General features: G+C 59.9%; 16 protein-coding genes, 2 tRNA genes and 1 pseudogene. 3 read left to right on the top strand and 16 right to left on the bottom strand.

Translation table 11 applies throughout. The features are described from left to right. Positions 1 to 4 precede the first annotated feature (4 nt). From QM780_RS08095 to QM780_RS08060, 8 genes are all read right to left on the bottom strand, one after another. Entirely contained in the window at positions 5 to 988 is a 984-nt protein-coding gene (locus QM780_RS08095) for an MDR family oxidoreductase (RefSeq protein WP_415069961.1), read from the bottom strand. A 123-nt stretch (positions 989 to 1,111) separates the two neighbouring features. Then, a complete protein-coding gene (locus tag QM780_RS08090; protein WP_415069960.1) occupies positions 1,112 to 3,463 on the bottom strand; it encodes a DUF1989 domain-containing protein in 2,352 nt (783 codons plus the stop codon). Positions 3,464 to 3,549: 86 nt separating this feature from the next. Beyond that, positions 3,550 to 4,914, bottom strand: a complete 1,365-nt coding sequence (locus QM780_RS08085) for an NAD(P)-binding domain-containing protein (protein ID WP_415069959.1) — start codon at positions 4,912 to 4,914, stop codon at positions 3,550 to 3,552. Between the two features lie 51 nt (positions 4,915 to 4,965). Continuing rightward, entirely contained in the window at positions 4,966 to 6,093 is a 1,128-nt protein-coding gene (locus QM780_RS08080; protein WP_415069958.1) for an aminomethyltransferase family protein, read from the bottom strand. 63 nt (positions 6,094 to 6,156) lie between these two features. Then, complete coding sequence (locus QM780_RS08075) at positions 6,157 to 7,197, bottom strand: heme-dependent oxidative N-demethylase family protein (RefSeq protein WP_415069957.1); 1,041 nt, start codon at positions 7,195 to 7,197, stop codon at positions 6,157 to 6,159. A gap of 35 nt (positions 7,198 to 7,232) precedes the next feature. Next, a complete protein-coding gene (locus QM780_RS08070; protein ID WP_415069956.1) occupies positions 7,233 to 8,198 on the bottom strand; it encodes a PDR/VanB family oxidoreductase in 966 nt (321 codons plus the stop codon). After that, on the bottom strand, positions 8,195 to 8,797 hold the full coding sequence (locus tag QM780_RS08065; RefSeq protein WP_415071989.1) for a dimethylamine monooxygenase subunit DmmA family protein: 603 nt from the start codon (positions 8,795 to 8,797) through the stop codon (positions 8,195 to 8,197). The genes QM780_RS08070 and QM780_RS08065 overlap by 4 nt, the downstream gene beginning before the upstream one ends. Before the next feature lie 118 nt (positions 8,798 to 8,915). Then, on the bottom strand, positions 8,916 to 10,634 hold the full coding sequence (locus QM780_RS08060; protein WP_415069955.1) for an APC family permease: 1,719 nt from the start codon (positions 10,632 to 10,634) through the stop codon (positions 8,916 to 8,918). Positions 10,635 to 11,077: 443 nt separating this feature from the next. Between QM780_RS08060 and QM780_RS08055 the strand changes: the two genes are divergently transcribed. Together QM780_RS08055 and QM780_RS08050 are read left to right on the top strand one after the other, a co-directional pair. Next, complete coding sequence (locus QM780_RS08055) at positions 11,078 to 11,854, top strand: hypothetical protein (RefSeq protein WP_415069954.1); 777 nt, start codon at positions 11,078 to 11,080, stop codon at positions 11,852 to 11,854. Next, complete coding sequence (locus QM780_RS08050; RefSeq protein ID WP_415069953.1) at positions 11,844 to 12,617, top strand: FadR/GntR family transcriptional regulator; 774 nt, start codon at positions 11,844 to 11,846, stop codon at positions 12,615 to 12,617. Before QM780_RS08055 ends, QM780_RS08050 begins: the two co-directional genes overlap by 11 nt. Here the strand turns inward: QM780_RS08050 and QM780_RS08045 are convergent. The 6 genes and pseudogenes from QM780_RS08045 to QM780_RS08020 all read right to left on the bottom strand — a co-directional run bounded on the left by QM780_RS08045 (position 12,605) and on the right by QM780_RS08020 (position 19,023). Next, positions 12,605 to 13,867, bottom strand: a pseudogene (locus QM780_RS08045) (ABC transporter substrate-binding protein). The gene QM780_RS08050 and the pseudogene QM780_RS08045 overlap by 13 nt on opposite strands. A gap of 250 nt (positions 13,868 to 14,117) precedes the next feature. After that, positions 14,118 to 15,152 carry a dienelactone hydrolase family protein gene (locus tag QM780_RS08040; RefSeq protein ID WP_415069952.1) on the bottom strand — a complete coding sequence of 345 codons (1,035 nt, stop codon included), beginning with the start codon at positions 15,150 to 15,152 and terminating at the stop codon, positions 14,118 to 14,120. A 277-nt stretch (positions 15,153 to 15,429) separates the two neighbouring features. Continuing rightward, positions 15,430 to 15,822, bottom strand: a complete 393-nt coding sequence (locus QM780_RS08035; RefSeq protein ID WP_415069951.1) for a hypothetical protein — start codon at positions 15,820 to 15,822, stop codon at positions 15,430 to 15,432. Positions 15,823 to 16,114: 292 nt separating this feature from the next. Next, positions 16,115 to 16,597 (bottom strand): cyanase, encoded by a 483-nt coding sequence (gene cynS / locus QM780_RS08030; protein WP_415069950.1) that lies wholly within the window; start codon positions 16,595 to 16,597, stop codon positions 16,115 to 16,117. Positions 16,598 to 16,659: 62 nt separating this feature from the next. After that, complete coding sequence (locus tag QM780_RS08025) at positions 16,660 to 17,862, bottom strand: NAD-dependent formate dehydrogenase (protein WP_415071988.1); 1,203 nt, start codon at positions 17,860 to 17,862, stop codon at positions 16,660 to 16,662. A gap of 243 nt (positions 17,863 to 18,105) precedes the next feature. Beyond that, positions 18,106 to 19,023, bottom strand: a complete 918-nt coding sequence (locus QM780_RS08020; RefSeq protein WP_415069949.1) for a LysR family transcriptional regulator — start codon at positions 19,021 to 19,023, stop codon at positions 18,106 to 18,108. Between the two features lie 202 nt (positions 19,024 to 19,225). Here QM780_RS08020 and QM780_RS08015 point away from each other — a divergent pair, with 202 nt between their 5' ends. Continuing rightward, complete coding sequence (locus tag QM780_RS08015; RefSeq protein WP_415069948.1) at positions 19,226 to 20,446, top strand: flavin monoamine oxidase family protein; 1,221 nt, start codon at positions 19,226 to 19,228, stop codon at positions 20,444 to 20,446. A gap of 23 nt (positions 20,447 to 20,469) precedes the next feature. On the opposite strand, the gene QM780_RS08010 is transcribed toward QM780_RS08015, so the two are convergent. Next, positions 20,470 to 20,544: transfer RNA gene (locus tag QM780_RS08010), tRNA-Asn, on the bottom strand. A 120-nt stretch (positions 20,545 to 20,664) separates the two neighbouring features. Next, positions 20,665 to 20,738: transfer RNA gene (locus tag QM780_RS08005), tRNA-Cys, on the bottom strand. Positions 20,739 to 20,858: the final 120 nt, after the last annotated feature.

Raw genomic sequence — 20,858 nt, 5'->3', positions numbered from 1 at the left:
AGAATTATTTTGAAACGTCGACAACGAGACGGCCGCGGATCTTGCCGTCGATCAGGTTGCGCGCCGCCTCAATGGAGTCCGAAAGCGAAATCGTCTTGGTCATTCCGTCGAGCTTTGCGAAATCGATCTCGCGCGCAAGGCGCCCCCAAGCTTCTTCGCGATCCGCAAGCGATCGATAGACGGAGTTTATGCCGACCAGGATCACACCACGCAGGATGAACGGCGCGACGCTTGCCGGAAAATCCAAGCCCTGCGCCAGGCCGCAGGCAGTCACGATGCCGTCGTCCTGCATTTGCGCGCAGACATTCGCCAACGTGTGGCTGCCGACGCTGTCGACGGCGCCCGCCCATCGCGCTTTCTGCAAAGGCCGGCCGGCGGACGAAAGCTCCTTGCGTTCGATGATCGTCTTGGCGCCGAGCCCTTTCAGATAGTCAGCCTCTTCGGGCCGTCCCGTCGACGCGGCGACCTCGTAGCCCAGATGCGAAAGGATAAGCAGCGCGACACCGCCGACACCCCCGCCCGCGCCTGTCACGATGATCTCGCCCTTGTCCGGCGTGACGCCTTGTTTCTCAAGCGCCATCACGCACAGCATCGCGGTATAGCCTGCCGTGCCGAGCGCCATCGCGCGCGCTGGCGTTATGCCTTTGGGTAACGGGATCAGCCAGTCGCCCTTGACGCGTGCATATTCCGCAAGGCCGCCCCAATGATCTTCGCCGACGCCGAAGCCGTTAAGAATGACTTCGTCGCCAGCCTTGAATCGCGGATTCGAGCTTTCTTCCACGACGGCGGCGAAATCGATGCCCGGAACCATCGGAAACGAACGCACGACCGGCACCTTGCCGGTGATCGCCAGGCCGTCCTTATAATTGAGCGTCGAATAGCGAACGCGAACCGTCACGTCCCCGTCCGGCAGCGCCGATTTGTCGAGCTCGGCCAATCGCGGCCCGGAGCGTTCGCTGTTTCTTTCGATGATGACGGCCTTGAACATTGGCATCTCCGTGAGCGGTTGGCCGCGTTTACCGCCCACGAGAAAACGATGCAACTCGCCGTTCGCACAAAAAAGCGGCCGGGAGCGCTCCCGGCCGCAATTCGCATAAGTGATATGCGTGGCTTACATCCGAACGCGTTCTTTCTTCGGATCGTAGAAGGGAAACGGCACGACCGTCGCTTTGAAGCGCTTCTGTAGACCGTCCAGCCGCCCGATCTCGAGCGCTGTACCAAGCTCTGAATGCACGGCCTCGACACGAGCGAACGCCAGCGTCTTCTTCAAAAGCGGCGAGCGCATCGCGCTGGTCACGATACCGACCTGCGCCCGTCCGATGAACACCGGATCTCCGTGCGACGGCTTCTCGTTGCCTTCGATCTCGAGACCGACGAGCTTGCGCAACGGATGCGCGCGGCGGTTCTCGATCGCCGCCTTGCCGATGTAGTCCTCTTCCTTCTTCGTCGGCACCGTGAAACTGATGCCGGCTTCGAGTGGATCGGTGGTTGAATCGAAATCATGCCCGCCGAACACGAGGCCCGCCTCGATGCGCACCATGTCGAGCGCATCGAAGCCGAACGGCTGAATCTTGAATGGCGCGCCGGCGGCCATGATCGCATCCCACACCGCCGGTGCATCCTTTGGATGGCAGAAGACCTCGTAGCCGAGTTCACCGGTATAACCGGTGCGCGACACCATCACCGGAATGCCGGCGACGCCGCCGATGCGCCCGACGGTGAAGCGGAAGACGCCGAGTTCCTGCATGTTCGGGCGCCCCGGCGGCGTCTCGATGATCGACGCCAGGATCTCGCGCGACTTCGGTCCCTGAACCGCAACGTTGCTGATCTCGGATGTCGCAGTTTTGAGGTTCACCTTATAGTTCGTTTTCGCGAGCTGCTCTTTCAGCCAGATCAGGCTCGCATCATCGCCGCCGATCCAGCGGAAGTTGTTTTCTCCAAGCCGGAACAGCGTGCCGTCATCGACCATGCCGCCGTGCTCGTAGCACATCGGCGTGTAGTAGATCTGGCCGACCGAAAGCTTGCGCACGTCGCGCGTGATGATGCCGTTGAGGAACTGCTCCGCATCCGGCCCGAGCACTTCCATTTTGCGCAGCGGCGACAGATCCATGATGACGGCCCGCTCGCGGCACGCCCAATATTCCTCGATGGCGCCCGCGTTGGCATAGCAGTGCGGCACCCAGAAGCCGCGATAGTCGCCGAAGTTGCGGGTGAGGGCTGACGTGCGCGGGTGGAATCCCAATTCTCTTGTCAGCTGCATAGGTGCATCCGGTGCCATTCTGTATCCGATCGAGCGCTTGAATGGGGTATTTTTCGGGTAGACCCGAACGTGAATTTCCGTGAGGTTCCAGCCGTTCGAGGCGTCGATATCGGCCGGGCAGGCAGACGTGCCGCAGACGAGATCCGTCAACGCACGCATCATCACGTAGTCGCCAGGACGCGACCACGGTTCGTCGGACCATATGTTGTTATGGCAGTCGACATTGGTATTGAAGAAGAAGTTGATTGCAGGCCAGCCCTTGTAACTGCCGATCGGATAATCCTTCAGCGCATCGTTGAAGTTGTCCGAGCAGTTCGGATGGCCGAAGTAGCCCATGTCTTCGTAGTAGCGCGTCGTGCACGCTAGGTTGAACGTGTCGTGCCGCCCGACCGTATCCTGTACGACTTCGACAAGAGCATTGCGATCGCGGTCGAAGAACTTCGAGAACAGTCCAGGCTTCGGATACGCCATGCCGGTCATCGATCGCGTCGTCGTCGAATCGAGCCCCAGTACGTTGCCCTTATCGAGCTCCTTGCGATTGAATGCCAGAAAGTCGGAGCATTGCCGGCCCTGCACGTCGATGATCTGGATATATTCGCCCGCATGCACTTCGAAGCTTTCGGCGCTTGCGATGTTGATGCGGATATCGAGGCGCGGCTCTGCGATCGGATCGGGCAGCTTGGCTTCGTTGAGCAGCCTCGGATTTGCACGCTGAATGAAAACGAGAACATCCGTCGCGGGGGTCTGATCCCACACCACCATCGGTTCGGCGGGTGCGCCAAGTACGGCCAGAACCGATTTTTCAGCCTGCAGCGAGACGACGTCGCCCGGCGTTGAATCGGGTCCGAGCAAACGCGTTGCTTTCACGCGCCCCAGATCGAGCCCGCGCCGGAATAACCCGAAACGAACGCGCTGTGCGTCTTCGCTGTCGGTTTCGAGTGCCTTCTGGATGCCGGTGGGCTTGTCTTTGCCTTTGAGGCCGAGCGCGCCAAGATCGCTCTTTCCGCCCGGTGCGAATGCCGCAATCTCAACCGTTTGTCCGCCTTCGAGCGGCGTGATCTCGACGCGGTCGCCCTTGTCGAGTTCGTAAACGGCGGTGCCGCCGCCCTTCAAAACATATCGCTCGACACCCGGTAGAAGCGAAGGCTGGCCCGGAACGAAAAGCTTGGGGCGTGCGCGGGACGTCAGAACACTGTCGCTCATGTTGTCCTCATCTCGCTGAAAGCAATTGATGGATTGGCCGCGTCGCGCGACCAATCCATGATCGGGTCTGAATGTGGTGGCGCCGCTTACTCCGCGGCGACCTTCGTTCCCGGCTGGTTGAGGAACGCTTCCATCGAGTCATCGAGCGCCCTCATCCACGGCGTGTGATGAACCGGCGCGACGGTTCCGGTCAGCACCGACTTATGCGAACGGTCGCGATACGTCAGGATGTCTTCCATCTTGTGATGTTCCCACTCCTTGAACATCTTCGCGACGGTATCGACGTCGAGACGCGGGTAGTCGGTCGGAGCAAGAAGATCGCGCATGTATTCGGTCTGGAAATCGATGGCGCCTTCCGCATCCGGGATCGCTTCTTCCATCTCGGTCCACTTGTGGATGTCGGCGATCATGTCCGATTTCGACGGCAGCTTGATGCGGCCGAGAACAACGTCGCGCGCATACCAAGCCTGAGCGTCGAACATGTTGAAGGTGTAGAACTGGTCCTGCATGCCGATGTACATGAGCTTCGGATTATCGATCCAGAAAATGCCCTTGTACATGTTCGGCGGATAGAGGCGGTTGCGCGACTTGAGGCGCAGCGAATCTTCCATGAACGGGTGATGGTGGAGATAACCCGTGCACAGGACGATGGCGTCGACGTCTTTCGACGATCCGTCTTGGAAAAAGGCGGTTTTGCCTTCGACTCTTTCGAGCAGCGGCCGTTCGTCCATGCGTGCCGGCCATTTGAAGCCCATCGGACGCGTGCGATACGAGAACGTCACGGATTTCGCGCCGTATTTGTAGCACTGGATGCCGATGTCTTCCGACGAATAGCTCGCGCCGACGCACAGCACGTCCTTGCCCGCGAATTCATCGGCCGAGCGGAAGTCATGCGAATGCAGCGTGCGGCCGAGGAACATCGTCAAACCCGGAAATTCCGGAATGTTCGGCGTCGAAAAGTGTCCGCTGCCGCAGAACACGTAATCGAATTCCGACGAGGTCGTGTGATCGGTATCGAGGTCTTTGACCGACACGGTGAACTTCTCAGTCGCCTCGTCGTAGCGGACCCACTTAACCGCGTGGTTCATCTTGATGTAGTGCATGATGCCGCTGCGCTCGATGCGGCCCTTGATGTAGTCGTGCAGCACGGCGCGCGGCGGGAACGATGGAATCGGCCGTCCGAAGTGCTCCTCGAACGAGTAGTCGGCGAACTCCAGACACTCCTTCGGACCGTTTGACCACAGATAGCGATACATCGAAGCGTGAACCGGCTCGCCGAATTCATCGGTTCCGGTGCGCCACGTGTAGTTCCAGATGCCGCCGCAATCTTTCTGCCGCTCGTAGCAGACCATTTCCGGAATGTCGGCGCCTTTCTTGCGGGCGCTTTCGAAGGCGCGCAAAACCGCCATGCCGCTCGGGCCGGCACCGATGATTGCAATACGCTTTGCCATTGTGTGTCCTTCCAAAGGTATTTGAGTTGAGGTTTTGTGTTGAATGCGAAATCAGGCCTCATCGCGCGGATGCGTGCGCAGGCGGAGCGGGTCGTAGAACGGCATTCTCACGACGGTTGCCGGGAAGTCGCCCTTGTCATGCACCACAAGCTCGGTTCCGAGCTTCGTGTAGGCCGGATCGATCTGCGCCATCGCCAGCGATTTCATCAGATATTTGCTGTAGGTCGTGCTCGTAACGACGCCGACGTCCTTGCCGTTGACGGTAATCTTCGCACCCGGCTCGATCGCGTGATCCGTATCGACTTCAAGGCCGGTGACGAACGAGCGCTCCTTGCCCTTCTTTTCCGCGAGCGCTTTCTTGCCGATGAAATCGGGCTTCGACATATCGACCGTCCAGTCGGCGCGGACTTCCCACGGCGTCGTGTCCTCGTGCGGCATCTCATAGGGGAAGAACAACAGTCCGCCTTCGACGCGCACGATATCGAGGCACGCCCATGAAACCGGAATGAGGCCCTTGTCTTTGCCGGCCGCCAGGATCTGATCCCACATCTTGTGAGCATCAGCCGCCTTGCAGAACACTTCATAACCGCGCTCCGCCGAATAGCCGCCGCGTGCCATGCGGATCGGCGTGCCAAACAGCGTCGTCGGCTCGTGCTTGAAGTAGCCGAGGCCAGCGAGGTTCATCGGCGTATGCGGAGCGAGGATTTCGAGAGAAGCCGGACCTTGCAGCGCCAGAATATGGACATCATCGTCCTTCTCGACCTTTACGTCGTACTTCGGCGCGAGAGAGAAGATGACCTCTTCGAGCTTGCCAGCGCCGTGCGAAAGCCGGAACTCCGTCGGGCTGTCGATATAGACGAGTACGTCGTCGATCAGGCCGCCGTTCTCGTTGACGATGTTGGAGATATGCGAGTCGCCGGGCTTTGCCTTCGAGATGTCCGACGTCAGCATGTAGTTCAAAAGCTTCTGCGCATCAGGTCCCGAAACGTTGATGATCTGAAGCGACGAGACGTCGAACAAGCCGGCGCGATTGCGCACCGCTTCGGTCTCGAAATAGGGGTCGGTCTGATACGTCTGCGGAAGCGGCATGTTGTTCCACGACACGGAGTCGAGATCGCCTCCGTTCGCCCGGTGGCGATCGTTCAGGATGGATTGCCGGGGCAGATGGGCTAGGGACATGAGCATTACCTCTTGGCTGTCTTGAACTGTTTGTGGTTGAAGTTTTTTGCGGTTGATCTGCGCTCAGTCCGGACCGCCGCCGGGCGAGGTCGGGGCGCCGTCGTCATACTTTTCGAGCCAGTTGATTGCGGTGCCGCGATAGCGGCTGAGACCTTTGTAATCGACGAGTTCTTGCGGAAGCGATTTGAGTACGCGCGGCAGCCGGCGGCCCCATTTCGGAACGGTGACGATCTGTTCCAGGCTCATCAGATAGCCGCGGATTGAGAACAGAATGGCGTTTGAGCGCGGCAGCCGGAAAAGCCCCTGCATCTCGACGCGCAGATGCAATTTTTGTCCGACGTTCTCGGGCGTGATGGTCGTCCGGTCTGTTCCCCACTTGTGATAGTTTTCCGGCGACGTATCGAGCCGCGGATTGACCGTCATCGTCCAGTTGAGGCGGCGCACCGGGTTGGCGATCTGCAGGTTGAGCAGAAATTTCAGCGCCCGTTCGAACACGCCGGCTTCATGCGCGAGCGGCACCGGTCCATGCCATTCGAAGAAGTTCATGCCGACGTCGAAGTCGAGCGACCAGTCGGCCTGCGATGTGATGATGCCTGCGTCCATCCACAGCTGGTTGTCGCGCTGGTCTTGGATCGAGAAATCGCCCTGAACCTGGCGACCGATGTATTCCATCGGCTCGTAAGGCAACGAATTGACGTCGCCGAACGTGAATCTCTGGTCGATCTTGAGCGGCTTATTGATCCAGTGCCAGTGATCGCCGTCACGATGCAGCGTGAAGAGGTCGGGATAATCCCGCGCCATCGACGTCATCACCAGTTCGAGCATGTCCCATTGCGCCATCATCATGTGCGGTAGCGCCTGGCATCGGCCTGGGTCTTGCTCCAGAACCATTGCCCGGTCACGCATTTCCGAAACGTAATGCTCGTCGATATCGAACGGGAATTCGTAAACGGAGCCTTTTGGGCCGGGCGTATGCGGCTCGATGTTCACCGAATAGCGATATTGGTCTTCGATGAACGGAAACGGAAAGCGACGTATAGTCGACGCGCTGTTCTTGAAGGTGAAGTCGTCTCGAAACGTCTCGTCTTTGAATATCAGCGCCATGCGGTGGCTCCCCGGATGCGTATTGAAAGATTTGCCTAGAGGTCGAGCGTGATCGACCCGGTTTGAATGCGAGACATGCAGATCATGATCTTCTTGCCGCTTACCCGTTCGGGTTCGGAAAGGAAGTGATCGTTGTGCTCGATGTAGCCGTCGCAAGAGGTGACCGCCGTCTCGCACTGGCCGCAAGCACCGCCACGGCAAAGATACGGTGCGTCGATGCCATGCTCTTCGAGCGCTTCGAGAATGCTCTGATGGCCTTTGACGGGAATCTCGATTCCCGATTTTGCCAGCTTCACGATGAAGGGAGCTCCCGCCGGCGGCGCCGCGAACTGCTCGGAGTGAACGTTTTCCGTGGGCCAGCCGAGAAGTTCCGCCGTCTGCAATGCCCAATCGATCATCGGCTTTGGGCCGCACACGTACATATGCGTACCCAGAAGCTGATCGCCGAGAATGGTATCGAGCGGGATCATCTGACCCTGGTCTTGGCGATAGACGTTGACGCGCGAGCCATAGCGGGATTGCAGGTATTTGCAGTAGGCGCCTTCGTCGAGAGACCGCACGCCGTAGTGCAGCTCAAATTCCGATCGCAGGCTGTCGAGTTCGTTCATCATCGACATGAACGGCGTTATGCCGATTCCGCCGGCGATCAGTACGTGTTTCTTCGCCAGCTTCACCGGCGGAAACAGGTTCAGTGGTTGGCTAATTTGGAGTTCGGTGCCGACGCCGACGTTCTCGTGCATGAACTTCGAGCCGCCACGTGAGTCGTCACCGCAATGAAGGACGCTAATCTGATAACTCGACGTATCGGTCGGCGCGCTCATCAGCGAATAAGGATTGCGGATCAGCCGGTCGCCCGCGTGCATGACGACGGAAATATGCGAGCCGCCCGAGAACTCCGAAAGCGGCGCGTTGTCGATGTCGACAAGGCGGAAACGTTTGATGCGATTGGCAACGCGTTCGACCTCGGCGACGCGAACCCTGCGTAGAGAAGTTCCGCTCATTGATACAGTGCCTCCGTCGGTGGAACGTCGCCGGGAACTTCGGCGTCGATGCAGACGCCTTGGAATGCCGCAAGTCGGCGGGAGTAGTGATCGCGAACCATAAGCGTCAGTCCGCAATGGGTGCACGTCACCGGATTGGTCGTGACGTTCTCGATGAAGCCTTTGCAGTGCACGCACTGGACGCGGCGCTGAAGCGAGCCGCGGTGCTCCGTCCGGATCGAAAGATGGTCGATGCCGTAATTGGCAGCTGCTTGCACCACGGACCCGATCAACGGTTCGGTCCCGGCGGCATAAAGACGGAGCCCCATCGGTGCCGATTGGAGCGTGTCGTGCAACCGCGCAATGCCTTCGGCAAGAGAGGGGAGAAATTCGATCGTTCCCGGCGAAAGCTCGGAGGCCAGCGTCTTCGCGTCGGCGTCGCTCACCGGGTCGGCGATAATAATGGTGCTGCGTTTTGCGAATTGGCTGTCGGCGCGCGCGAATAATTCCGCGACGGCCGCCGCGCCGCTCTTGTCGCACACGATGAAATTGCTGCGGGCATTAAGATCCGGACTGAGGCCCGGATAGATTGGTCGGCTTTTGATCGTGCTGATCGTCACAAGATGCTCCTCGAATTTCGCGAGGTCCGCGATGCGGCCCCTGAGGCGCGAGCGCCGAAAATAGAGATATGCGAACCGGAGCGGCATTTATCTACCGCTCCGGTTCGTCGTCGTCCGCCTAGGCAGGTGGCAGCTGGAAGAGCCAATTGGCAACGAGCACGATGGCGAGGCCTAGGAGAAGCGCCAAGTACGGCAGTATGCCGGCCTTGCGCACGCCGAGATCCTGTCCGGTCAGGCCGATGTCTTCGAGCGCATTTGCCGGGAACTGGCCTTTGTCCTGCACGTAGTGCCGGAAGGCGAAGACCGGGATGATCAGCGCAGCGAAGGCAAAGCCGACCCAGAGCGCGTTCGAATAGCCCCAGACTTTAGCGCCGGCGCCCATGAACAGGGCATTGACGAACGCCAGGATCGTGTTCAGGCCGATCAGCCAAGTCGGCGCCTTATAGGGACGCTCGATGGCGCCGCTGTCGACACGATGCATCCAGCCGGCGTTGAGGTTCAGGAAGTTGAAGATTATGTAGCCGACGTTCGACACGGCGAGGATGAAGAAGTAGCCGGCCGAGTCGGAGGCGATCGCGAGCAGGAAGAGGTTGAACGCGAGGTCCGTCCACATGGCGCGGGTCGGTGCGCCGTGCGAGTTGGTATAGCTCAGATACTTCGGGAGCCAGCCGTCGACGGAGCCCTGGTAGAGCGTGCGTGAGGAGCCGGCCATCGCCGTCATGATGGCGAGGACTAGGGCCATAATCATCAGGCCGACGAAGATCTCCTTGATGATCAGATTGCCGCTGGCGACCATGTTGGCCATCGCGTCCGCGACGCCCGTGCCGGCGACGATGCCCGGGTCTTTCATGCCGTCGACGCCCAAGACGCCCTGGAACGTGAAGGGCACCAGGATATAGAGCAGCAGGCAGAGAAGGCCCGAATAGAAGATGGCCTTGAAGGTATCCGTCTTCGGATTCCGGAACTCGCTTGTGTAGCAAACGGCGGTCTCGAAGCCATACGTCGACCACGCGGCGATGAACATGGCGCCGAAGAACGCCGTCCATCCGACGTTATCGCCGACGCCCGGTAGATATGGCCCGGCGACGTTCGCCGCGTGGAAGCCGCCGTTGAATAGCGGCACGATACCCACGATCAACATCGGGATGATGACGAGAAGGCCGATCCACTTCTGAGCGTTGGCGGTGCCCAGAATGCCGCGATGCTGGATCGCGAAGACAATAAGCATCAAAGCGGCGCCAATGAAGAAGGTGGAGTTGAAGTTCAGCGTTCCGAGGCCCGGAATTGCAACGCTAAAGGCGTTGAACGACTGAATGGCCGGCGTGTGCACCGCAGTAACGGCGGTGATCGCGTCGGCGGCAGCCTTGCCCGCGTTCGCCGGATCGGCGAGCCAGGCGATGACCTCAGGCGACTTGTCAGTGAAGACCGGGATCGGCGCCACGGCATTCAGAATATAGCCGGCAGCGATGGCGCAGCCGAGCGAGAGCACCGGCGACCAAGCGAACCAGTTGCACCAGACGGAGAGAGGCGCGATCAACTTCGAATAGCGAAGCCACGCAGTCGCGCCATAGATCGAGGCGCCGCCCGACTTGTTCGGGAAGAGACCGGCGATCTCGGCATAGGTGAACGATTGCAGAAAGCCCATGATCATCGAGATCGTCCAGACGACGAAGGCGAGCTTGCCCGCGGTTCCGGCTATGCCACCGATCGAAAACAGAACGAGTGCGGGGACGCCACTGGCGACCCAGAAAGCACCCTTCCAATCGATCGCTCTGATAAGTTCGCCGGACGAGGCGCTTCGCCCGTCCGCAGTCAGCGTTCCCGTTTCCGTTGCCATGTTCTCTCCCGATGAGCCTGATCGGTGATGAAAATTCATGCGCCCCCGGTCTCGATGACGGGCCCCGCGGAACCCTATCGTTCGATGCCGTAAGCGCGGCGATCTGCCGTCGGGCATGGCGCTGGTCATAAGCAACCGGATGAAATTACGCCGGAAACCAATTTAAACCAGAAATTACCGCAATCGCCCAACGTCGGCCATGTTAGGGGAAGACGAATTACTCGCAAGTCAAAAAAATCACCAACAGGAAACCAGACTTGATTATTTCGCAGGCACAAAACGCAAATTCCATCGATCTAATTGGCGCTTATGAACCCTATCGCAGATGCGAAACTACATTGGGTAAAATTGGTCTAATGTGGTTGCATTTTGGTTCAGAAAGAGCGATTAGTCAGGTTGTTGAATGAGATGCAGTGCGACTTTCGCAATCGGAATTGAGAACCGTGTCCGCCGCCAAGCCGCAGAAATCATGGGTGGAATCGACCGTTCGCGGCTTCGCTGAGCTGGCGCGAGGCGACCGTCGGCAGGCCGCAGGCTGCTGGCTCGCCGCCGACGCTCGCCTGCCAGTCGAAGACCTTCTGTTTGATCCGTTGCGGGCATCAAGCCGGTCGAACGTGGGCGCCGCGCACGTGCTTTTGGGCAATGAGCAAGAGGCAGCGCGATGGCTGCACTCGGCATGCGAATGTTGGCATCGGGTTCTCGCGGCCATCGAAACCCTCGACGTTCCGATCACCGGTGCCAGTTCGTCGTTTCACTTTCGCCTCGCGGCAAAGCTCCCCGACGCGTTGACGAAAGCGCGCCGGCAGCACTATCGCCGCCTCGCGCAGGCCGGCCTCGCGATCACGCGTTTCAATCGCGCGATGGTCTCATCTGCGCAAATCCCAGCCGTCGTTGCGGGCGGCAACGCGAGTGCGCTGGAGATCGAACTCACCGAAATACTGGGTGCCGCATCTGCCGAAGTGCGATTGCTGGCATGCGCCAACGGCCCTGGCAAACGCTCGGACGTCAGAGACATATACGCCGCCAAGCACGCCGACATTGTTGCGCGACAGCCTTCGTTGGCTGCGGCGTTCTCGGAGGAATGCGCGCAACTGGAGTACGCAATACCCCTCACTGTTCTTCTTGTCCCCGCCATTATCGCCACCGGCTTACCTTTCAAGGCGGAGACAGCCGGCATCCGCGACGAGGCCGCCTTAAGCTCGAGTTTGAATGATGAATGATATCTCCGAAATCGAAACGCCGCCGTGGATCGACGATGTCTCTCGTCACCCGCTCGTTACGTTGAGAGTGAAAGAGATCGCGACGCGGATCTTCGCGCGCATCGCTTCCGGCGAGTTTCCCTTTGGAACGCGCATCCCCGCCGAACGCGATTTGGCTGAGGAATTCGGCGACAGCCGCGCAACGATACGGCAAGCGCTCGAATTCCTGTCCGTCTACGGCATCGTCTCGCGCCGCCCCGGCAGCGGCACGTTTGTTTCGCATCAAAGGAAGCAGCGGGCAAACGCGGGAGCCGCGCAGCGCTCATCGCCATACCTCAACGTCGATCAGCTCGCCGAAACGGCGTCTCCGTTCGCGATGAACATTGCCAGTTCAATTCTCGTGCCCGAAATGACGCGCCTCGCCACGATCTATATGTCGACGCGCGATATCGCCGATCTGCATGGCCAGATTCAGCGTCTGGAAGCGATCGTCACTGAGTCGGATGTCTTCGCCGCACTCGAAGAAGAATTCATGATGACGATCGCCCGCGGCACACACAATGCGCTCGTCGAGGCAATGTGCGCCATCCTGCACGAGGTCCGGCGTCACCCGCAGTGGGCAGCCGCGCGCCGCCAAGTGCTGACGCCCGCCAAGATCAAGAGCATACAGCTTCTGTTCCGGTCTCTTTACGAGGCGATCGAGCGTCGCAATGTCGAAACGGCGGTCGAGATCATCAAGCTTTACGTCGCCAATTCCCACGACGAGATGATCTACGAATCCTGAGCCGTCAGCCGTTCCATCGTTTCCGCCGACGCCGCGAGGTGTTCGCGCTGATCCCACATCAGGTTCAGCGCGCGCATGTGCTTGAGCAAAATCGAGCGGTGCTGCGACCACCAATGGGCGATCGATCCGAATTCCTGAATGCGCGCCTTGCCGTTGACGATCGTGACGACCGGCCAGTCTCCGACCAGCGCATTGTCGATGCCGAACAGGTCTTTCCCCCACCACCGGGCTTCGCCGAAAGCGTGCTGCCCGATGCCGCCGACCTTCATCGCCGCGAGCACCGAGAAGGGCTCGAACGTCCGCGCGCGCTGCACGGCCAGCCTCCAGAGTTCGAGCGTAGAAGCATATTCCCATGACACAGCGCTCCACGTGCCAGGAAAGCGGCGACAGAACTCACCGTAGAAGTCGCCGGGATCTTCGAAATTGATGTGGCCGTCGTTGAGGCGGGGATCGTCGAAGTCGGGAAACTGAAAGACGAACCCCTCCATGAACTCGAGGCTCGTGCGCCGGATGAGTTCTTGATAGTTGTCGCACGTGCACGACAGCAGCCGCCCTTTAAATCCGCGCTTGAAGGCTTCGATCGTCAGGGCGTGAACGAATGGCTCGTAAGCCGTATCCCAACAGAGGACGTCGGGCTTCTTCGCCATCAGCTCTTCGACGATCGGACCGAAATCGGTCGTATCGGGCTCGAACAGGCACTCGGATACAAGCTCGATGCCGGCGGCCTCGAACGCAGCTCTGTAGGTTGCAACGGACGGCAGGCCGAGAAGATCGCGCTGCGCGCAGAGTGCTGCGGTCTTGACGCCAGGATCTGTCCGCTTCAGCCACTCAACGCCCGTCACGTTATAGATCGGATGCACTTCACTGGGGGCCACCAGTGTCGGCGCGTCGGGCGACAGATCGCTCGGCAGCAGCGTGGCGACCAGCATCCGGTGCTGCTTGATGAGCCTGCGGACGTCGGTAGTGAGATCGTTGCCGCCGATCATCAGGAGCAGCTTGACGCCGTCCTCGACGATGAGCTGTTTGGCGCCTTAAATCGCCCGTTCCGGCTCGTAGCGCGTGTCGTATTGCACCAGTTCGAGCATGTAGCGGCGACTGCCGACCTTCAAACCGCCGGCGGCGTTGATGCGTTCGATCCAAATGAGGCTGCCGTTAAGTCCGGGAACCGCCCAAGCCTTGAGTGGTCCGGTGAGCGGCGCGAGAAAGCCGATACGGAGTACGGTCGACGACCCGAGCCCCAAATCTCTCATCGCAACCGCAAGAGCCGAAACAACCGGGCTTCGTGGTCTAGCGGCCATGGTTTGATTTTACCGGACCTGAAATTTGTCGCCGCGCTTCAATCAACGTCGTGCCATTCCGCATGGTTGCTACGCTTTGCGCTGATTGGCGCTCTTCGCAGGCAAGAATTTTTAATCAGGCTAAATCGAGGAGAGGGTCTTGTCGATAGCGCCAGATCAATGCGTCGCGGCTTTCGCCGTGAGCTTCTACATTCTGAAGGCGCTAGCGCGTTGCACCCGTTGTTGCAATCGCCGACGTCTCCAAAGCCGCCGTCGGCTGTCCTGAAGGCCCGGCTGCAACCTGCACTTTGCTGCCGCGCACGGCAGTCAGAAAGCGGTCGAGACTTGGACCCCAGATGTCCCAGCCCTGTCGGTCGTCCGCGATCGTGTGTCCGTCTGTCCCATACGAGGGCAGAATGTGCTCCTCGACATTGCCACCGCCGATGCTCCAGGCTTGTGCCAGCTTTGCCGCCAGATCAGGGCCGAAATAGCTGTCGTTGTTGGCGTAAAACCAGATCGTCGGTTCCCGCGCTTTCTCACCATAAAGGTGCGCCGCCGAGAGAAGATCGCCTTCGCCGCAGATCGCATTCGGCTGCCCGTAAGCATGCCCACCGCGACCGCCCGCGAAATTCACGATGGCTTCCACCTGCGGAAGGTTGCGCGCTGCAACAGCGAGCGATGCCCATCCGCCGGTCGAGATGCCGGCGACGATCGTGCCGTGTTTGGCGATGAAGGGCTGCGCGGTCATGTAATTGATTGTCGCCGCAATATCGTCGGCGGCGATGTTTCCGGAGACGTAATGATCGGGATTGGCACAGGTACCGACGGCTTCCGAAAGGCTGCCGCCAGTCGCGCCGTGCCCGCGCCGTTGCGGCAGGACGACTGCGTATCCACGCTCCACGAACCAGCGCGACAGCCAATAGTAGACCGGCATCGACACGGCGAGACGCGTGAACTCGTCCGTGCCGTGATTGATCACCACCAGCGGGAATTGTTTGTTCGGGTCTTTCGGATCGGCGGCGGGCCGGAAAAGCGTGGCGCGGAGTGCACGGCCGTCTTCGCCGCTCGGCAGGATCCAAAGCTGTTCGCGCATGCGCAAACCTTCAGGCCCGAAGCCCCCGTAGACGCTCTCGTTTGCCGACGCATTTCCACCGCCGAGGCATACGACGGCTCCCAAGACGAGCGCGCCTAATCCAAGCAGAATTCGCAAACCTTCCCTCGCGTCTCCAGACACGAACATTCCCTTCACGAAAGCCATCAGAAGTTCCCCCGTGCGCGCAAGTTCTGCACTGCAGCATTGGAAGATGCGCCGCGTCCGTCGTCAAGGCCTTCGGCGCCGATCGCGTGCGTGCTCTATCATATTGAAATCATTGCCCGCTCAGGATCCACGCCGCTCCGATGGCATCATGCTGAGCCATCGAATGGCCCCGATTGCAATTGCCAAGCCTCGCTCGAAAAGATCGGCGCGCATCGGACCGCTCAAAAAATGAAAGCACCGGAAACATGTCCCGGCGCTTTCGTATCGTTTCAGGAGTTCACCACCAGCACAGGCCGATGCAGTAGCCGTAGGCCGGTGAGCGAGGACGATAGTAGGAATTGTAGTAGTAGTGGCGGCGATACGGATAATTGTGGCGCGCGTAATAGCGGTGCCGCCAGTACCGGTGCCGCCAGCCGTAGCCATAGCGGTGTCGCCAACCGTAACGATGGCGCCAGCCATAGCCATGCCGCCAGCCGTTCCTGTAACCGCAGTGCCGGTATCCGTTTCGCCACCAGCAGCGATACCCGGCCTTTTCCACGAGATTGGCCTGATCGACCTTGATAGCCAGGACGCCGTTCGTGAGAGCGCCGGCTCGCGCGCTCGGCGCAGAGGCGCCAAAAGCCAAGGCCATCGCGCAGCTAAGCGCAATGAACGAAAGCAGTTTCCTCATGCCGTGTTTCCCCTTTTCGGTAGTGCCCGTCCCGGCAAAGCATAGTGCCCGTTCTCAGGCGGGACCCTCCCGATACTGCATCTGACCAGTGGCAGTACAACCTCAATGTTCGTGCGGTGGGCGCTTGTAACGAGAGTGTGGCAATCACGCGCCACCGGCAGCAGTAGAAAGCGGATGTCGGGATGAAATCTGCGACCAACGTCGCATAGCCCATGGCCGGAGCGCGACTGCGTTCATTTGTGAGCATTAGCCCACACGGCGAGACGGCGCTGCAGGGAGCAGAAGCGCCGTATCAGTCTTCTTTCAGGCCCGTTTCCGCGATGCCCTGTTCGTTCCCATAATATTTATAGGGCAGGAACTTGCCTGACATGGTGAGCCTCACGCGGTCGCCCTTGGCATGTGGCAGCCGCTCGATCTCCATGTCGAAGTCGATCGCCGACATGATGCCGTCGCCGAATTCCTCCTCGATCAGCGCTTTCCACGCCGGCCCGTTGACCATCACGAGTTCGTAGAAGCGATAGAGCAGTGGATCGGTCGGCGGCATCGGCGTGCCGCGATAGGGAACTTCGTTCAGCATGTGCTCTTCGGCTTCGCTCAATCCGAAAAGCTGCGCCGCCTTCTTCGCAAGCGGCTTGACGAGCTTCATCTGTCCAAGCAGGGCGCCGACGATAAGAACCGGAGACATGCCGCCGATCTCGGATGTGATGTGCTTCCAGGTCCAGCCATTTGCGCGCTTGATGTCGAGAATTTTCTCGGTCAGCTCTTCACGCCGCATCGATACTTCTCCTGAAAAAATGCGGGAGCGCCGAGTGCAGCGCTCCCGCCCCTGATCTGATCTTAGCTCTTCTTGAACTTGGCCGCTTCTTCCGAACCACCGGTCGCGTTACCCGCGCTGTAGGAATGCGCGCCGACGCCCGCGAGCTTGCCGCCCTGTACGATGAGGTACTCGTTGCGGATCGGCCGGCTTTCGAAATAGCACTCGAGAATTTCGCGCGTTCCGGCAGCATAACGCGTCTGCGCCGACAGCGACGTGCCGGAAATATGCGGGGTCATGCCGTGATGCGGCATCGTCCGCCACGGGTGATCCTGCGGCGGCGGCTGCGGGAACCACACGTCGCCGGCGTAGCCCGCGAGTTGGCCGGATTCGAGCGCGCGCACGATCGCGTCGCGATCGCAGAGCTTGCCGCGTGCCGTGTTCACCAGATACGCGCCGCGCTTGAAGTTCTTGAGCGACTTGTCGTTGATCATGTGCTCCGTTTCCGGATGCAGCGGGCAGTTGAGCGTCACGACATCGCAAACCTTCGTCAGGCTTTCGAGGCTGGTGTGATGCGTGAGGTTCAGTTCCTTCTCGACCGCATCGGGAAGCTTATGACGATCCATGTAATGGAGATGGACGTCGAACGGCTTCAGCAGCCGAAGCACGCGCAGGCCGATACGTCCCGCCGCCACCGTGCCGACGTGCATTCCTTCGATGTCGTACGAGCGCTCGACGCAGTCGGCGATATTCCAGCCGCCTTTAATCACCCAGTTGTACGACGGGATGTAGTTGCGAACGAGCGAGAGCATCTGCATGACGACGTGCTCGGCGACGCTGTTCGAGTTGCAATACGTGACTTCCGCGACGGTGATGCCGCGATCCATCGCTGCCTGGAGGTCGGTATGATCCGAACCGATGCCGGCCGTCACGATCATTTTCAGCTTCGGCGCCTTCGCGATGCGCTCCGCCGTCATGTACGCCGGCCAGAACGGCTGCGAGATGACGATTTCGGCATCCGGCAGCTCTTTATCGAGCTGCGAACCCGCGCCGTCCTTCGATGACGTCACGACCAGCGTGTGCCCGTTGCTTTCGAGATATTTGCGCAGGCCGAGTTCGCCTGAAACGCTGCCGAGCAGGGTGCCGGGCTTGAAGTCGATGGCATGCGGAGTCGGCGCCGTCTGCCCGTCGGGATACTTGGTGATCTTAGGGATATCGTCGCGGGCATAAGTTTTCGGATACCCGCTCACCGGATCGTCGTAGAGTACCAATACGATTTTTGCCATCTCGAATTCCTCTATCGATAAGGTCATGAGAAGGCGCTTCGTCCGGAGGTCCGAACGACTGACAATGGTGTCGGTGAGGCGAGATGGCGCCGGCTAGTTAAGCCGCTGCATCGCTCCTCTTAGCGCTTCCTCGCTTGGATGGTGGCTATTGAAAGCTCTCTCCTCGGCCAAGCACGCGAGTTCTCGACTTCGAGGGCAGAATGGTCAAACGAATGAGATTTCTCGGCTGATCGATATCGTCGATCAGTGCATGGCGAGCGCCGGAATGAAGAGATCGTCCTGGCTGAGCCGTGCCGCGCACCGAATGAGTGCATGCGCGAGCGGCGAGAGCGGATCGCGATCCGACACGACAAGCCCAATCGCCTGGCTGTGCCTTGGCTCGATAAGTTCGACCAGCGCCAGTTCTTTGCACCCGCTGAAGATATACGCAAACGTGTGTGGGATGATGCTCGACCATTCCCCGCTGCAAACATGCGAGCAGATGGCGAGGTAGGAGTTCGACGTCACGGTCGGCGCAAGCTTAAGCCCCAGCGATGCGGCGAGCTTGTTCAGAACGCGCCTGTTCTGCATGCTCTCATTGAGCAGGCAGAGATTTTCGCTGACGGCGTCTTTCCACGGCACGACGGTGCTTTGCGCGAACGGGCTGTCGACGTGTGTAACAAGCAGATACTGTTCGCGGTAAAGCGGCGTCTTGCGCACGTTGGTCAATGGCTCGTTCTCGAGATACGTCAGCCCAGCATCGAGTTCGAACTTATCGATGCCCGACTGGATTTCGGACGACGTCATCGAGAAGACATCAACAGTGATGCCTGGATACTTCGCGCAGAACGGTGATGTGAGTTTCGCCACCGCGGGCGTTGCGGCCGGTATGACGCCGAGACGTAGCGTGCCTTTCAGGCCCTCGCGCAGCCCGGCGACGTCCTGGCGCAAATTTTCATAATCGGAAATAATCTGAGACGCCCATGCCACCACGCGTTCGCCTTCGGGCGTCAGACCCATAAAGCGTGGTCCGCGCAAGACCAGACGCATGTCGAGTTCACGTTCCAGAGCCTTGAGACCCGCTGAAAGCGTCGACTGCGTCACGTGGCATTTCTCCGCCGCGCGCGTGAAGTGCTTCTCGCGCGCGAGCGCGACCAGATAGCTCATCTGACGTACGAACATGGAAATCTCGCGGATTCGATATAGCCGAACGAATATAACGAAAGGTCGTCTCGCTGGAAAGACCGCGCGAGCTCGTCATTTATATACATTTTTAGTATACAATATGGCAGGCCGTGGCGCGATTTGACAATCTTCGCATCGCTAACCACCTTCAGCCTTCCAAATGCGGCTTGGCATGGGGTCGAGCGTTACGCGGGGCGATATGGATCGGTTAGACGTCGCCGTGATCGGCGGTGGCGCGGCGGGCATTGCTGCAGCACGAAGTCTCATCGAACGCGGAAAATCGGTGCTGCTGATCGAGGCCCTTCCACGCCTCGGCGGCCGGGCGCGAACCGAAACCCTCAACGGCGTGCCTGTCGATTTCGGCTGCGAGTGGTTGCATTCGGCCGAGCGCAATCCGCTGACGGCATTGGCCGAGCGCAACGGTTTTATCGTCGATCGCGGGGAGAGCGCCTGGCAGAAGCAGTCGCCAAATTTGATCTACGTCGCCGAAGACCGCCAGCGCGCTTGGAATTCCTATGAGCGCTTCGTGCAGAAGCTGCACGACGAGCCGCCGCCCAGTGATCGCGCCGCGGATGTCTTTGCCGAAGGCGATCCTTGTCGCGGCTACGTCGATGCGTTGAGCAGCTTCATCAACGGCACCGAAACCGACAATCTCTCCGCGCGCGACTTCCTGACATATGACGATGCCGCAAGCGACAACAACTGGCGGCTCGAACGCGGCTACGGCACGCTGATCTCGAAATTGGGCGCTGACGTGCCGGCGTCCATTGAAACAAGCGTTACACGTATCTCCCATGGCCGAGAGGTCGAGCTCGAAACAAGCCGCGGAACAATCCGGGCCAAAGCCGCCATCGTCACGGTCTCGACGACGGTGCTTGCGAGCGGCGCAATCCGCTTTTCACCTGCCATCGATGATCATTTCCACGCCGCCAGCCTTTTGCCGCTCGGGATCGCCGACAAGGTCTTTTTGTCGATGGCCGATCCCCAAGCCATCCCCGCCGAAACGCATTTTATCGGTAGGCTCGATCGCGCAGGCACTGCCAGCCACTACATCCGCCCGTTCGGCAGGCCCGTGATCGAGTGCTATCTCGGCGGCAAGCTCGCGCGCGAATTGGAAAACGCTGGCAGCTCCGCGGCCGAGTCATTCGTTCTTGGCGAGTTACGCGAACTTCTCGGATCGGACGTTGTGCGCGGTTTCAAGTTTGCGGCGTTCACGCGTTGGGGCCACGAGCCCACGATCGGCGGATCCTACAGCCACGCTCTCCCGGGCCATGCCGCCGCCCGCAGCGCGCTTGCCAAGCCGGTGAGTGAGCGTTTGTGCTTCGCCGGCGAAGCCTGTTCGCCAAGGGACTTTTCGACCGCCCTTGGCGCCTGGCAAAGCGGCATTACCGCCGCCGATTGGATCGCGTGCAATCTCTAGTCACAGAAAAAGTCGGGGATTTTTGGCTCCGCGGGTAGGGCTCGAACCTACGACCATCCGATTAACAGTCGGACGCTCTACCACTGAGCTACCGCGGAATACCGGGCCGGAACCCGGAAAGGGCCCCGCATAGCAGAACGAGTCCGCGCTGGCGAGTGCCCAACATCGATTTTCTTCAATGTCTCCAAGCCGCCCGTCGGCGACAAGTGGAAGCACGCTGGAGGCCACGGCCGGAATTGAACCGGCGTACGCGGATTTGCAGTCCGCTGCGTCACCACTCCGCCACGTGGCCCCAAGTCTCGACTTAACATCTCGGCCGCCCAACACGCTGGCCCGACCTGTGAAAATCACAGTGAAGGAAGGGGGCCGGCCGGTCGATCGAACGGGCCGTCTAACACAGTCACCGCGCCTC

Source organism: Hyphomicrobium sp. (assembly GCF_047600905.1).
Lineage (GTDB): Bacteria > Pseudomonadota > Alphaproteobacteria > Rhizobiales > Hyphomicrobiaceae > Hyphomicrobium_B.
This window is presented reverse-complemented; position numbering and strand designations above follow the sequence as displayed.

Coding starts and splice junctions, on each gene's coding strand:
- QM780_RS08095 (WP_415069961.1), bottom strand. CDS start 988: ATGTTCAAGGCCGTCATCATCGAAAGAAACAGCGAACGCTCCGGGCCG.
- QM780_RS08060 (WP_415069955.1), bottom strand. CDS start 10,634: ATGGCAACGGAAACGGGAACGCTGACTGCGGACGGGCGAAGCGCCTCG.
- QM780_RS08025 (WP_415071988.1), bottom strand. CDS start 17,862: ATGGCAAAAATCGTATTGGTACTCTACGACGATCCGGTGAGCGGGTAT.
- QM780_RS08040 (WP_415069952.1), bottom strand. CDS start 15,152: ATGGCTTTCGTGAAGGGAATGTTCGTGTCTGGAGACGCGAGGGAAGGT.
- QM780_RS08075 (WP_415069957.1), bottom strand. CDS start 7,197: ATGGCGCTGATATTCAAAGACGAGACGTTTCGAGACGACTTCACCTTC.
- cynS (WP_415069950.1), bottom strand. CDS start 16,597: ATGCGGCGTGAAGAGCTGACCGAGAAAATTCTCGACATCAAGCGCGCA.
- QM780_RS08090 (WP_415069960.1), bottom strand. CDS start 3,463: ATGAGCGACAGTGTTCTGACGTCCCGCGCACGCCCCAAGCTTTTCGTT.
- QM780_RS08020 (WP_415069949.1), bottom strand. CDS start 19,023: ATGTTCGTACGTCAGATGAGCTATCTGGTCGCGCTCGCGCGCGAGAAG.
- QM780_RS08050 (WP_415069953.1), top strand. CDS start 11,844: ATGATGAATGATATCTCCGAAATCGAAACGCCGCCGTGGATCGACGAT.
- QM780_RS08015 (WP_415069948.1), top strand. CDS start 19,226: ATGGATCGGTTAGACGTCGCCGTGATCGGCGGTGGCGCGGCGGGCATT.
- QM780_RS08080 (WP_415069958.1), bottom strand. CDS start 6,093: ATGTCCCTAGCCCATCTGCCCCGGCAATCCATCCTGAACGATCGCCAC.
- QM780_RS08085 (WP_415069959.1), bottom strand. CDS start 4,914: ATGGCAAAGCGTATTGCAATCATCGGTGCCGGCCCGAGCGGCATGGCG.
- QM780_RS08035 (WP_415069951.1), bottom strand. CDS start 15,822: ATGAGGAAACTGCTTTCGTTCATTGCGCTTAGCTGCGCGATGGCCTTG.
- QM780_RS08070 (WP_415069956.1), bottom strand. CDS start 8,198: ATGAGCGGAACTTCTCTACGCAGGGTTCGCGTCGCCGAGGTCGAACGC.